This is a genomic window from Acinetobacter sp. ANC_7655 (genome assembly GCF_056784015.1).
In genome coordinates, this window is record NZ_JBWYJB010000005.1 from 33357 (window position 1) to 47909 (window position 14553).

At 40.4% G+C, this 14553-nt stretch carries 12 protein-coding genes; all 12 read left to right on the top strand.

All coding sequences use genetic code 11. The annotated features are described in order from the left end of the window. The first annotated feature begins 85 nt into the window (after positions 1 to 85). The 12 genes from ubiE to AC1M9N_RS07385 all read left to right on the top strand — a co-directional run bounded on the left by ubiE (position 86) and on the right by AC1M9N_RS07385 (position 14545). The gene (gene ubiE / locus AC1M9N_RS07330; protein WP_481597478.1) at positions 86 to 1030 is read left to right on the top strand and encodes a bifunctional demethylmenaquinone methyltransferase/2-methoxy-6-polyprenyl-1,4-benzoquinol methylase UbiE; all 945 of its coding nucleotides are present in this window, start codon (positions 86 to 88) and stop codon (positions 1028 to 1030) included. Between the two features lie 19 nt (positions 1031 to 1049). After that, on the top strand, positions 1050 to 1706 hold the full coding sequence (locus AC1M9N_RS07335; protein WP_481954516.1) for a ubiquinone biosynthesis accessory factor UbiJ: 657 nt from the start codon (positions 1050 to 1052) through the stop codon (positions 1704 to 1706). A 19-nt stretch (positions 1707 to 1725) separates the two neighbouring features. Next, positions 1726 to 3345: an ABC1 kinase family protein gene (locus AC1M9N_RS07340; protein ID WP_481954517.1), complete on the top strand. Its 1620-nt coding sequence runs from the start codon at positions 1726 to 1728 to the stop codon at positions 3343 to 3345. A gap of 59 nt (positions 3346 to 3404) precedes the next feature. Then, entirely contained in the window at positions 3405 to 4490 is a 1086-nt protein-coding gene (locus AC1M9N_RS07345; protein ID WP_481954518.1) for a patatin-like phospholipase family protein, read from the top strand. A gap of 91 nt (positions 4491 to 4581) precedes the next feature. Further along, on the top strand, positions 4582 to 5364 hold the full coding sequence (gene hisIE / locus AC1M9N_RS07350; RefSeq protein WP_092767251.1) for a bifunctional phosphoribosyl-AMP cyclohydrolase/phosphoribosyl-ATP diphosphatase HisIE: 783 nt from the start codon (positions 4582 to 4584) through the stop codon (positions 5362 to 5364). Between the two features lie 163 nt (positions 5365 to 5527). Continuing rightward, positions 5528 to 7021, top strand: coding sequence for a UvrD-helicase domain-containing protein (locus tag AC1M9N_RS07355; RefSeq protein WP_481596127.1), 1494 nt, complete (start codon positions 5528 to 5530; stop codon positions 7019 to 7021). Positions 7022 to 7048: 27 nt separating this feature from the next. After that, a complete protein-coding gene (locus tag AC1M9N_RS07360) occupies positions 7049 to 8416 on the top strand; it encodes an AAA family ATPase (RefSeq protein ID WP_481954520.1) in 1368 nt (455 codons plus the stop codon). Between the two features lie 314 nt (positions 8417 to 8730). After that, positions 8731 to 11568 carry a monovalent cation/H+ antiporter subunit A gene (locus AC1M9N_RS07365; RefSeq protein ID WP_481954521.1) on the top strand — a complete coding sequence of 946 codons (2838 nt, stop codon included), beginning with the start codon at positions 8731 to 8733 and terminating at the stop codon, positions 11566 to 11568. A gap of 3 nt (positions 11569 to 11571) precedes the next feature. Further along, positions 11572 to 11937, top strand: a complete 366-nt coding sequence (locus AC1M9N_RS07370) for a Na+/H+ antiporter subunit C (RefSeq protein WP_092767259.1) — start codon at positions 11572 to 11574, stop codon at positions 11935 to 11937. Next, positions 11937 to 13748 carry a monovalent cation/H+ antiporter subunit D gene (locus tag AC1M9N_RS07375; protein ID WP_481954522.1) on the top strand — a complete coding sequence of 604 codons (1812 nt, stop codon included), beginning with the start codon at positions 11937 to 11939 and terminating at the stop codon, positions 13746 to 13748. Before AC1M9N_RS07370 ends, AC1M9N_RS07375 begins: the two co-directional genes overlap by 1 nt. Continuing rightward, positions 13749 to 14273, top strand: a complete 525-nt coding sequence (locus tag AC1M9N_RS07380) for a Na+/H+ antiporter subunit E (protein WP_481954523.1) — start codon at positions 13749 to 13751, stop codon at positions 14271 to 14273. Continuing rightward, the gene (locus AC1M9N_RS07385) at positions 14270 to 14545 is read left to right on the top strand and encodes a monovalent cation/H+ antiporter subunit F (protein WP_481596122.1); all 276 of its coding nucleotides are present in this window, start codon (positions 14270 to 14272) and stop codon (positions 14543 to 14545) included. Before AC1M9N_RS07380 ends, AC1M9N_RS07385 begins: the two co-directional genes overlap by 4 nt. Positions 14546 to 14553 lie beyond the last annotated feature (8 nt).

Below are 14553 nucleotides of genomic sequence, written 5' to 3' on the forward strand. Positions count from 1 at the left end.
TAATCTAGACTGAAAAAAACTGAAGAATCTGTCATTATGCAGTTTAATTCAGATTTAATATTATTTGTGTTCAGGAGTGACTCGAATGTCTAATGAAAATCAACAGCCTCATGCTCAGGTTGAGCCGGCAAATAATAAAGACAACGTGAGTCCTTTTTTAACAGATCCATTACCAACTGGCGCACCTCAAGGTCAGCAACAATCACTACAAGAGCAACTGACAGATACGCCAGTACATTCTTCAGTACCGAAATATAATTTGCCACGTGGTGCGAATACTGGAAACGTTGGACCAACGACACACTTCGGTTATAAAACCGTAAATTCTGAAGATAAAGCGCAAAAAGTCGCTGAAGTTTTCCATTCAGTTGCCGCAAAATACGACATTATGAATGACTTAATGTCATTTGGTATTCATCGTTTGTGGAAACGTTTTGCCATTAATATGTCTGGCGTTCGCCGTGGGCAACGCGTTTTAGATATCGCTGGTGGTACTGGTGATTTAGCGAAAGTATTTAGCCGTGAAGTTGGTCCTACTGGGCATGTTGTATTATCTGATATTAATGAATCCATGCTGAATGTAGGTCGCGACCGTCTGATCGACGCGGGTTGTACCAACGTTGATTTTGTACTGGCGAATGCTGAAACCCTCGAGCCTTTCGAAGACAACAGTTTTGATTTACTCACCATCAGTTTTGGTCTACGTAATGTAACAGACAAAGATGCAGCACTTGCAGCAATGTATCGTGTACTTAAACCAGGTGGTCGCTTACTTGTATTAGAGTTTTCAAAACCAGTCTTTGAGCCTTTCTCAAAACTCTATGATTTGTACTCATTCACTGCTTTACCAATCATGGGTAAAATTGTGGCAAATGATGCTGAAAGCTATAAATATCTTGCTGAATCAATTCGTATGCACCCAGACCAACGCACATTGAAAAGCATGATGGAAAATGCGGGCTTCCAAAACTGCGATTATCACAATTTAACAGGTGGTATTGTTGCAGTTCACCGTGGTTTTAAACTCTAACCGCAGGTAGCACTTCGTCATGTGGTCAATCTTAGCACTGGGTGCAGTTGAAAAAACCATACATCATTGGATTAATTTGGATGCGATTACTCGTATCCAATTTAACCAATTACAAGGGAAAATGCTTCGTGTTGTGATCGATGCGCCACAGCTTTCCGTTGATGTGTTTTTTGATGAAAATAAAGTTCGTTTAGAACCAACAGTAACAGGTCATAGCACTCAACCCTCTATTTTCGAACAGCGGCCTTGGGAGCAAGCTCACACGATTACTGAAGCAGACTCCACATTGCATGTTAATAATGTGGTCGACTTGTGCAAACTATTTCTAGCAGATGACATTGGCAATATCCCCGTTCAAGGTGACTATCGCCTTCTGCAAGACATTCAAAAAATTATACAAAATGCTGAGCCAGACCTCGCTTCGCAATTGAGTGATTGGATCGGACCTAATCTTGCAAGTCAAATCGGCAAAGTTCAATTAGCACCACAACATTTAATTAAGTCACTTCAATCTCATCTTTTTTTTGCGGAAGACTTTTTAAAAGAAGATACTGGACTATTCGCACCACGTTGGCAAATGGACGATCTTCTCCACGGAACTCGCCAGCTTAATCAAGATATTGATCGACTAGAAGCAAAAATTCAGCTTTTAAAATCAAAATTTAACCCTTCGTAGATTTCAGGTAATTGCATATATGATTCCGCACATTAGACGTTTAATCGAACTTTGGCGTATAGCTGCGCACTATAGACTCGACACGTTGGTACCTGCGGAAGATATTCCTGCAAAGGTTCGCCCCCTGCTGAATCTTATACGTTTGCATCCTGCTGCACTTTCTAGTCGAGAACGTAAAAATCCTTTAAAGCTTAAAGAAGCTTTAGAAGAAATGGGGCCACTCGCAATTAAATTAGGGCAGCTCCTCTCTACGCGTCGCGATCTAATTCCACCAGAAATATTACAACAATTGGTGTTATTACAAGATCGTGTTAAACCTTTCGATCTTGGTGTGGCTAAGCAAAGAATTCAAGAATCACTTAAAGCAGATGTTTCCACATTATTTGAGCGCTTCGATGATAAGCCGCTAGCTGCTGCTTCAATTGCCCAAGTACATACCGCTGCTCTTCACGATGGGCGTGAAGTTGTCGTGAAAGTAACTCGCCCGAATATACGTGCTCAAATTATTCAAGATTTTGAAATTTTAGAATGGCTTGGTCACTATTTAGAAAAAAGGCTAGAAGCTGCCCGTGCTTTACATCTATCAGAAATTATTCAAGATTATCGTCAAATCATTTTAAATGAACTCGATTTGACTCTTGAAGCCGAAAATACACGACGTATGCGCCATTATTTTACTGGCTCAAGCATGATGTATGTGCCTGAAGTATATATGGATAGTCCGGATGTAATGGTGGCAGAGCGTATCACTGGTGTGCCTATCTCAGATACTGCGACCTTTGATCGTTTAGGAATGAATCGTGCAGACTTAGCAGAAAAAGGCTTAACAATCTTTTTTACTCAAGTGTTTCGCGATAATTTTTTCCATGCAGATATGCATCCGGGTAATGTTTTCGTAGAAACGATTAATCCGCAAAACCCAAGATTTATTGCGCTCGATTGCGCCATCATGGGCGAGCTTTCCAAGCATGATCAAATGACGATAGCACGTATGTTGCTGGCAGTCATGAACAGTGATTTCATGCAATTGATTCAGATTGTGCATCAAGCAGGTTGGATTCCACCAGGCACGGATCAAGATGCTTTAGCACGTGAAATGCGTCGTACAGTAGGACCTATGGTTTCGAGACCGATGCATGAGTTAGATTTCGCAGGCATATTGATCCAAGTGATGGACATTGCTCGACGTTTTCATTTAGAAATCCCACCGCAACTGATGTTATTGCTTAAAACCTTAGTGCATGTTGAAGGCTTAGGTACAGACCTTTATCCTGAATTAGATATTTGGAAGTTAGCAAAGCCAATTCTAACGGATTGGGTTAAAGCCCAAATGAATCCTCAAAAAAATATTAAAGAATTAGGACAAAAAATCCCAGACTTGTTATTGGGCGCTCAGGATTTACCGACTTTACTGATTGACAGTCTTAACGGTTTAAAAAATCAGTCTGCATGGCATGCTAAACAATTGAATGAACTTCAAACGCTGCGCTTGCAAATGGAGCATCAGCAAAAGCGTAGTTGGATTTTCGGAAGTGTAATCGCAATTCTGCTCTCAATCGCTGTGATCGCACCATGGTTTATTTCCATGATTTTAATTGTGTTGGCATCTTTTATTGCCATTTGGCGTATGGTGAAATAAGTTCACTATCTCATGTCAAAACTTGCTACCTCAATAGGTTTTTAGTCGCTGAATTGCTTATGACACATATCCTCAAGAACACTCAACCTTGCTTGAATATTCATGTAGGTTATAAAGCAAAACAGGTCCTTGAAGAACAAGGTTTACAAGCCAGTGCGGTTGATTTTGTTCCTGGAGCAGCAGGTGGTCCTAAAGGTATTGGAATTCAAGGATTGGACCAAGCTGTTTTTGGTGAGTTCTTTGCTCAAGCACCGAAAAAGCGAACTTTAATAGGCTCATCCATTGGGAGTTGGCGTTTTGCAAGTATTGCAGCGCATGGTGCACAAGCAGGCACATCCAAATTAGCAGACTTATATACCCATCTTGAATTTCGACCTAAGATGAATATTCTTGAAGTTGGAGATGTCTGTCGCGGCATGCTTAAAGCCCTCCTTCAAGGTAAAACCAATCAAATTATTGATCATCCCGACTACCATCTGGCTATTTTGGCAGTAAAGTCATCGAAAAAATTTCAAAGTGATCACCCTCTTATGCTGGCCCGTGCAGTCGCTGGCATTATCGGTCTCAATACTTTTTCGAGAGCTAAAATTGGGCACTTCATGCAACGTACAATTGCCCAACCACACAACGCTTCACGACTTTCACTCATCAAAAATGAATTCGAACACCTTGATTATGCGTTGACTGAAAAAAATTTAGAAGATTGGTTAATGGCATCTGCATCCATTCCATTTTTGATGCCAGCGGTCAGAAATATCGAAGGTGCAGATGTCGCTGCTTATCGTGATGGCGGGCTAATCGATTATCATATTGATCTACCTTTACCGAGTCATGGGATTGTCCTATACCCTCATTTTACAGATCAAATAACACCAGGTTGGTTCGATAAGTTCCTCAAAAAACGTAGATCTAATGCTGAATATCAAGCACGAACCGTATTGATTTCACCCTCTGAGTCTTATTTAAGATCACTTCCTTTAGGACGTCTTCCTGATCGCAAAGATTTCACACTGAAAGGGCTTGATCAAAAAAAACGAATCAAGGTTTGGAAACAGTCTGTAGCTGAAAGTCAACGATTAGGGGATACATTCCTAGAAATGATCCATAAGCAAAACTTTGAAGAATACATGCAAGATCTTAAATAAATTAATTTCTACTCTCCCCTACAAAGATTTATTCGCTTAAACTAATGACCTACAATTTTGTAGTGTCTCATTTAATTCTGGTGAAATCCTTATGAACAATACGCAATGGCTCGATGAAGTAAAATTTAACGAACAAGGTTTAATCCCTGCCATTGCTCAGCATCATCAAACAGGTCGAGTGTTGATGGTGGCTTGGATGAATCGTGAGTCTTTGGCACTTACAGCAGAAAAAAATCAAGCTGTTTACTACTCTCGTTCACGTAGCAAATTGTGGCATAAAGGCGAAGAATCAGGTCACTTCCAAACTGTGCATGAAATTCGTTTAGATTGTGATGCTGATGTGATCGTTCTTCAAATTGAGCAACATGGTGGCATTGCTTGCCATACGGGACGTGAATCATGTTTTTATCGCCGCTTAACATCAAACGGTTGGGAAATTGTAGACGCTCAATTGAAAGATCCGAACCAAATTTATGGCGAAAAGTCTGAGAATGCGCATAGTAAAGTGATGAATGCATCAACAGCTCAAGCTGAGCAAGTCGATGTATTACATTATCTTGGTCAAATGATGGCAGAACGTAAATCTGCAGATCCTGACTCTTCTTATGTGGCAAAGCTTTATCATAAAGGTCTTAATAAAATATTAGAAAAAATTGGTGAAGAAAGTTTTGAAACGGTAATTGCTGCTAAAGATTTCAAACAAGAAGCGACGCTGGATCACCAAAATGATTTAATTTATGAAGTTGCTGATGTTTGGTTCCATACCATAGTCATGCTGGGTTACTTCGATCTTGATATTCAACTCGTTTTAAATGAGCTTGCACGACGTCAGGGTCTATCAGGACTTGTTGAAAAAGCGAATCGCACGCATTAATTTACTCTTATAAAGCCATGTTCAAACATGGCTTTTTTATTTAATTCGGCTTTTTAAGTCGCCGAAGACTCCCCATCCAAAAAGAAGAAGATTGAACTCTCCCCTTTGTAAATTCTTGCTATACTCACTGATCATTTTAAAACCATTGAAGATTTATTAACCTGTGTCTGTCATTGTCAAACCTACCTTAGAACAAGAAATTGCGATTCAACAAGCGCAATCTGGTCAATCCTTCAAAGTGATTGCCTATGCAGGTACAGGTAAAACAACAACGCTTAAATTAGTCAGTGATGCGATGCAACAGCGTCGCGGTATGTATCTTGCCTTTAACAAAGCGATTGCCAGCGAGGCTCAACAAAAATTTCATCAGCGCGTGGATTGTCGTACATTCCACTCTTTAGCATTTCGAAGCGTTCCACGTGGAGTGACAGATAAACTTAGACTCCCGCGCTTGAGCCCGAGCTTTATTGCCAAAGAATACCGTTTGCAACCCATCACATTACGCCGACTCATGGGGGGGCGTTACGAAAAATATGCGCTCATGCCTAGTCGTTTAGCTGGCTTAGTTGCAAATGCTGTCAGTTATTTCTGTTCAACAAGCTCGCAATATCCTGCACCCCGCCATATTCAAGCACCAAGTTGGCTACATGCTGACGATATTGCGGTATTACAGCAACACCTTTATCCTGCAGTCGAACGTCGTTGGTTAGAATCAATCGACCCTAATCATCAGGCTGGCATTGGGCATGATATCTATCTCAAATTATGGGCTTTATCAGATCCTTTTATACCCGCAGACTATGTATTATTTGATGAAGCACAGGATGCTGACCCCCTAATGCTGGGGATTTTACTCAAACAAAAAAGTACGCAAGTCATCTATGTCGGCGATGCACATCAACAAATTTATGCATGGCGTGGGGCAGTCAATGCGATGCAACAAATGCCTTTACCCGAATCGCGCCTAACCACTTCATTCCGTTTTGGTAATGATATTGCTGAAGTTGCTAATCACTTATTAGGAGCACTCAATGAGACTGTTCCATTGATTGGCAACCCCGAACTCCAATCAAAAGTCGTCAACAAGCCTCATACCAAAATGCGAGATGCGATTTTGTGCCGTACTAACGCACGCGCGATGGAACTTTTACTCTCAGGGTTAGTTCAAGGAGACAAAGTGAGCCTACAAGCCGATCATGCGAAATTAAATCGCTTTGTTGATGCTGCAAGCTTACTTAAACAAGGTAAAAGAGTAACGGACGTTCCAGAGTTAGCTTGGTTCAACTCTTGGCATGATGTGCATGAATATTGTGAAACAAATGATGGTAGTGACATCAAGCCTTTGGTTAAATTGGTCGATGAACATGGTACAGACCCACTTAAACGAGCACTTGCCAAAATCACACCCATTGAACAAGCGGACTATGTAATCTCAACCGCTCATAAAGCCAAAGGTTTAGAGTGGAATCGTGTGCATTTAGAAGATGATTACCAATTTAAAATTAATGGACTAGAACATAAAATTAGCGATGAAGAATTACGTTTACTTTATGTTGCATGCACACGAGCAAAAAGCAGCTTAAATATTCATCATATTTATGATTTAATACAACAACTCAAACTTAAATCCACGATTAAAACGAAAGCAACAGCATAATCCCCTACGATAAGTTGCAGGCAAAATATGAAAGTTCAATCTATTCAGTTACGTCACTGTTATCATTTTTCAGATATAAAAATTAAATTTAATCCAACTCAACGACCAATATCTATTATTTTAGGTGATCAGGCCTCTGGTAAAACTGCGATTATTAAAAATATTTATCAAGCTTTAACGTGGTTTGCTGCACGTGCCAAAGATTTAAGAACCGCTGGTGTAGTCATGCTTGATTCTGATATTAAGCACAAACACATTCAAGCCAAAATAGATATTTGTGTTCAATATCCCACTGATATTGGATCTATTGAACAGGCTGTGACTGTGCAACACAATGAAGATGGTTTGTGCGAATGGCAACTCTATAAAACATTAACCAGTAAAGGTGTAGGTCATAGTAAAGCGCTAACGACTCAATTAGAATCACTCGTTCATCTTTATCAACAAGCGATCAAACAAGATCCTGCTCAAGGCATGCCTATGGTGGCCTACTATCCTTCTGATCGTTTTATCAACGAAGTGAATTTGCTAAGCAAAAATAATCCTGCTGTATTACAAACACATGCAGCCTACGAACTTGCAGCACTCCCTTATACAACCTTTGCTCGGTTCTTCGAATGGTTTCGTGAAATTAGTGACATCGAAAATGCACGATTAGCACAAGTTTTTCAAAAAATTCAAACCAATCAAAAATTATCCTCTCATCATGACCAAGAGGATTTAGTTGCAAAATTATTGAATCTTGAAGCAGAGATGCAACTACCATCACTCAAAGCACTCAAGAAAGCCATCCAGACATTATTCCCATCGATCAGTGACATTTATATTGAATACACGCCCAAGATCCAATTGATGCTGGTACAAAATGGTCAAGAAATTCCTTTTTCGCAATTATCTAATTCGTATCGTCAATGGTTGTGTTTAGTAGGTGATATTGTCAGACGACTTTGTCTCCTGAATCCTCATAGTATTGACCCATGCCTTGATGGTGAAGGCATTCTATTAATTGACAATATTGATGCTCAAGTAGATGAAGATTTTGTGCAAAACGTACTCAGCCGTTTGCATGAAGCATTCCCACAAATTCAAATTATCGCATCTGCATGCTCTGAATTGATTTTAAACAATGAAGTAGATGTACAACATTTTAAGTTAGAAAATAGAAAAATTGTTGAAGTAGAACAAAACCAAATCAGGGAACAATATGATGAACTATTTGCTCAACTCATGGCTAATGATTTACAAGATGATCAAATCACTGAAGTGAGTCGATCTACTGATACGCTTGATGGCTTGCGTTTGTTTGAATACTTCAAAAATTTATCATTGTCAGAAAAACAGCGCTTTATTGAGTATCTCCAAGCTGGAGATTTATCGAGTATTTCATCACCCTAATTGATTGGAATTAGATGAATTAATCGGGTATGACTCACTCAATTTAAACAGAAATTTAAGCTTTTTTTCGCTATAATTCTGAATTGTGTAGCTAAAAAGTTTGATGTAATTTTATACATGTAATAAAATCTACTCATTCATTTTTTAATCAAAAAATGTCTATTTCTTTGCATTAGCTTTCCAAGTTGCGCAACACAACTTGTTTTTGTTTTTAAAATTCGTTCGGCTTTCAAAGTTTAAGTAGTTGGATGACTCTTTGCCATCCTCAAGCTTTTGAAAGATAAAACTCATCATAGGTTCCGACCTACAACTCTATGGATACGAGTGTGCTACCGATTATTATATTGTTACCATTAATACTTGGCACTTTTCTTGTCCTCTGGCTGCAAAAAATCTCTCGCGGGGCGACAGCATTAGGGGCAATTGGAGTCAGCTTAACAAGTTTTATCTTGTTGCTGACTCAAGCCAAAGACGTCTTTCAAGGTCAAGTCCTCTCTGAACATTGGTCATGGTTACCACAGTTTGGTATCGACTTAAGCTTTAGACTTGATGCATTAGGCTTGATCTTCTCCCTTCTTATTACAGGGATTGGGACGCTCATTTATATTTATGCTTATTATTATTTAAATCATAAAAACTCTCTAAGTAAGCTATATTTCTTACTGATGCTGTTCATGGCCGCCATGCTCGGCATTTCACTTTCTAATAATTTACTTATTCTTCTTGTCTTTTGGGAAATGACCAGTATTTCGTCATTTCTTTTAGTAGGTTATTGGAGTAATTACGAAGCAGCACAGCGTGGCTCAAGAATGGCCTTAACCATCACGGGTATGGGTGGTTTAGCCATGCTCGGTGGTTTTATTCTCTTAGGTCAAATCACTGGCACATATCAAATTGATCAAATCCTCAATATGACGGCGCAGATTCAATCGAGTCATTTATTTGTGCCAGCCTTGCTCCTTATTCTTTTAGGTGCATTCACCAAAAGTGCTCAATTCCCTTTCCATTTTTGGTTGCCAAATGCAATGGCTGCTCCAACACCCGTGTCAGCTTATTTGCATTCAGCGACAATGGTGAAAGCCGGAATTTTCTTACTGGCGCGCTTAATGCCGATCTTTGTTGGTTCTGCTTTGTATCATAACCTCGTCACATTCATTGGTTTATTTACCTTATGTATGGCCGCGTTCTTTGCCATTTTTAAGGAAGATCTGAAAGGTTTGCTTGCCTACTCCACCATTAGTCATTTAGGCTTGATCGTTTGCTTACTTGGGATTGGTTCACCACTCGCTGTGGCTGCAGCTATTTTTCATATCATTAACCATGCGACCTTTAAAGCAGCATTATTCATGATCGCTGGTATTATCGACCATGAAACAGGTACACGTGATTTACGAAAACTCAGTGGGGTATGGCAGTTACTTCCATTTACAGCGACTTTAACCATGATCACAGCAGCCTCAATGGCTGGTGTACCACTGACCAATGGATTCTTATCCAAAGAAATGTTCTTTACTGAACTATTAGCGAATCTCTCGGGTGGTGTAGGTATCTTCGCAGCAATTATTGCAACACTCGCAGGTCTGTTTGCTGTCGCGTATTCTATTCGTTTAGTTCATGGCGTATTTTTTGATGGTGATTTAGGCAAAGCGATTCCAAATAAAGATGCGCATGAACCACCAATTGGTATGCGTGCACCTGCAATTTTATTAGCTACATTATGTATTGCAGTGGGTCTATTACCAGCGCTCTTAGTAGGCGATATCGTCAATGCTGGTGCACGAGCAAGCACCAACCTTCCAGCTTTTAAAGGCGTACATCTAGCAATCTGGCATGGCTTTAATGTGCCTTTATTGATGAGTGCGATTGCATTGATTGGCGGTATTATTTTTTATTTTAGTCTTGCGAAGAACAGTAGAATTCGTGACATTGACCTTGATCCAATACTTGGCAAACTTCAAGGTAAAGTCCTGTTTGATCTCTTTCTCAAACATTTGCTCTTAAATTCGCGAAAATTAAAAAGAGCAACAGAAACAGGTTCTCTACAAAACTATTTATTGTGGATATTAATTTTTGCTGTTGCTTTAGTCTCCATGCCTCTCATTGGTCAAGGTATTTATGCAGGTACACGCGAACTGACGCATGCACCATTGGTTGCAATCGTGCTTTGGTTATTACTGTTTTCAGCGTGCTGGATGATGCTTTGGTTTCACCATGAACGCATTAAAGCCGTTCTTATCAGTGGAGCAATCGGTCTTGTCGTGACGATGGTCTTTGTTACGATGTCAGCACCAGACCTGGCACTCACACAAATCACAGTCGATGTTGTCACAACTGTTTTACTTCTGATGAGTCTGTCCCTCTTACCACAACTTACGCCTTATGAATCTTCACGCACTCGTCGTTGGAGAGATGCGGTGATTGCAATCATCGGAGGCCTAGGAATCGGTTGGATCACTTGGATGATTCTAACGCGTGATCACAATTCAATCTCATGGTTCTTTGTTCAACAATCTCTACCGCTTGGTGGTGGTTCAAATATTGTGAACGTAATTTTAGTCGATTTCCGTGGATTTGATACCTTTGGTGAAATCACAGTACTGGGTATTGCTGCGATTGGGACACTGTGTTTAATGGATGGAATGCGTGCTCATGGTACGACCATTACACAAGGCTTAACCTATCGCTTTAATCCATCACCGTTGATGTTCCGAATGACCGCATCTTGGGTCCTTCCGATTGCCTTAGTCGTCAGCTTATATATTTTCTTACGCGGACATAATCTTCCAGGGGGTGGCTTTATCGCAGGTCTCATTACATCAATGGCGCTTGTGATTCAGTACATTGCACTAGGTCAAGATCACACTGAACAACTCTTACGAGCAAAGTCTGGGCGTCTTTATGAAATTTGGATTGGTACTGGCTTAACTATTGCTGGTCTGACTGGGGTCGCTGCGTGGTTCTGGGGTCGACCATTCCTGACCAGTGCTCATATTTATGTAGAGCCGATCATTCTCGGAAAAATGCATTTGCCATCTGCTGCAGCATTTGATGTTGGTGTCTATGTCACAGTCGTTGGTGCAACAATGCTCATGATTTCCGTTTTAGGCGACTCACGCAACTCAAGCATCACCGGCCCTGTACCGAAGGAGTAAAGAATGATTAGTTTAGAATTTTTACTCGCCTCCGCTATTGGATTATTGGTTGCCACTGGTATTTATCTGATTTTACGTGCCCGCACTTTCCCTGTGGTACTAGGCTTGGCCATGATAGGGTATGCAGTCAATTTATTTCTCTTTGCAATGGGGCGGATTCAATTAAATTCACCTGCGATTTTAACCAATGCCACTCAAGTTACAGATCCATTACCTCAAGCACTTGTATTAACGGCAATTGTAATCGGTTTTGCCACAACTGCTTTTATCGTGCAACTAGCATTGAGAAGTCGTTATGAATCGGGTACTGATCATGTTGACTCTAAAGAAGAAATAATCAATACAGACCCAAGAGAGGATGAGCCTTAATGATGAATTTTTATGATTTATGGCTCACCCACTCGCCAATTTTAAGTATTTTAATTCCGACATTTACTGCATTTATTTTAGTGCTATTGGGTAATCCAGGTTCAGGATCTTTAGCGCATGACTGGCGTCAACCTTGGCGTCGTGGAATCAGTTTAACATCGGTTTTTCTTGGTTTAGCGACTGCAATCATTTACTTAATTCAGGCGAACTCTGGTCAGATCTATGTGTATAGTTTAAGCGAGTGGTCAGCTCCTTTTGGCATTGTACTTGTAGTAGATCGTTTGGCAGCCTTTATGCTCGTGCTTACCTATGCTCTTGCGACACCAATTATTTGGTTTGCAAGTAAAGAATGGGATGAACGTGGACGCTATTTCCATGCAATGAGCCATTTTTTACTCATGGGATTATGTGGTGCATTTCTAACAGGCGACTTATTTAACTTGTTTGTTTTCTTTGAAGTGCTATTGATGGCTTCATATGTATTGCTTCTACATGGTCAAGGCAAAGCACGTTTCCAACTTGGTATTCACTATGTAACGATCAACCTATTAGCGTCTGCATTCTTTTTGATTGGCTTAGGGATGATTTATGGTAATACTGGTAGCCTGAATATGGCTGATGTGGGTCGAATTGTACGTACACTTGAAGGTGATCAGTACAATATGGCAGTTGCAGGCGGATTAATGCTGTTTGTAGTCTTTGGTATCAAGGCTGCAATCCTCCCTGTCGGACTATGGCTACCTAAAACTTATGCCGTCGCCACGACCCCTGTAGCCGCATTATTCACCATCATGACCAAAGTGGGTATCTATGCCATTTTACGTGTGAATGGAACCGTATTCACCGATGAGCTTTCGCGAGAAATTCTCAGCACTTGGCTGCTTCCAATTGGTTTAATTACGACTATTTATGGTGTAATTGGTGCGATTGGTGCAGAGCGAATGCGTCGTTTTGTTGGTTTCATGATCCTATCGTCTATAGGAACGATTGCAATCGCCCTTTCTCTGATGACTGCAGATGCTTGGGCTGCAGCGCTATATTACCTCGTGCATAGTACGATTATTGCCGCTGCATTCTACTTGCTATGCGGTTGGATTACTTCGCAGCGTGGTGCATTCAAAGATCATCTAAAAATCGCACCAATCATGAAACAGCAGACGCTAGTTTCGATTTGCTTCTTCATTATTGCACTCATGATGGCAGGGCTTCCACCCTTCAGTGGATTCTTTGGAAAAGTATTTATCCTTCAAGCGGCCTCTGTATCTAGCTATCAATTGCTCATTATTATTGTCATTCTGATTGTGAGCTTGCTTAGTATCATTGCTTTCACGCGCTTAGGATTTGTCATTTTCTGGCGTTCTACAACTCCTGAAAACAATCCTAAAGAAGAAGCATATTTGGAATATCAAAAATTACCAAATCAGGCACCATCTCGTAATCACACCACGATTTATATTTTCCTGATTGGCCTTATTGCTTATGTGGCTTTCGCAAATCCAATTACTCAGTATATTCAATATACCGCAGTCCAACTGAATGATTCTGAGCAATATATTGCAGCTGTCCTGAAAAAAGATGAACAAGGCAAAGTGATTAGTGTGCAACCATTTGATCCAAATTATCTGCCAGAAACAAAATATGGCGGGGAATCTGCAGACCAAAATGCGCATTATATTCCACATATCGTAAGCGAGAAGGCACTCGAAGGAGAACATATCTCTGAGTACAAGCAACGTCAAATTAAAGAGCAAGAATTGAATCAGCTTCAGCCTGAAGAAGTTCAATCTAAACTTCAACCGATGGAGCAATAAATGAAACAACAAAGTTCTCTACTCGATCGAGTTTTCCCGCATCCTTTTATTTCTGTGATTGTGGGAATAAGTTGGCTAATGCTGGCACAAAGCGCTCAGTTTTTTGATATTTTAGTTGCCATTGTGATTGGTTTAGTCATCCCAAAATTGGTACAACCTTTTATCATTCGCACACCCAATATTCATTGGGATTTAGCGTGCAAATTAATTTTGGTCGTACTTTGGGACATTATCATCAGTAATATCCGTGTCGCTAAGCAAGTGCTTGGACCAACTGACCGTCTTCATCCCAAGTGGTATCGTGTTCCATTAGATACTGATCATGATCAGGTCAACAGCTTATTGGCAATGATCATTACGACTACACCTGGCACAGTAAGTGCTGGAATCGACCAAGAACGCGGTGACATTTTGGTTCATTCAATTAACTCAGATGATCCCGAAGCCGATATTTTGGAAATCAAACAACGCTATGAAGCACCACTTATGGCGATTTTCCATGTGAAACAAGGAGATTCAGCATGACGATCTTACTTTATGCATTGGGAATTAGTTTGATTGGAATTACGATTTCAATGCTGCTCTGCTTAATACGTTTAGTCATTGGTCCTTCTATGGTAGATCGACTACTCGCACTAGATACTTTATTTCTGAATGCAACCTGCTTGGTCGTGGTACTTGGAATTTTTTGGGCAAGTACTTCATTGTTCGAAGGTGCATTGTTGGTGGCAATGCTTGGATTCGTATCCACAGCAGCATTGGCTCGTTATTTTACGACAGGCCATGTGGTGGACTAGGAGAACAA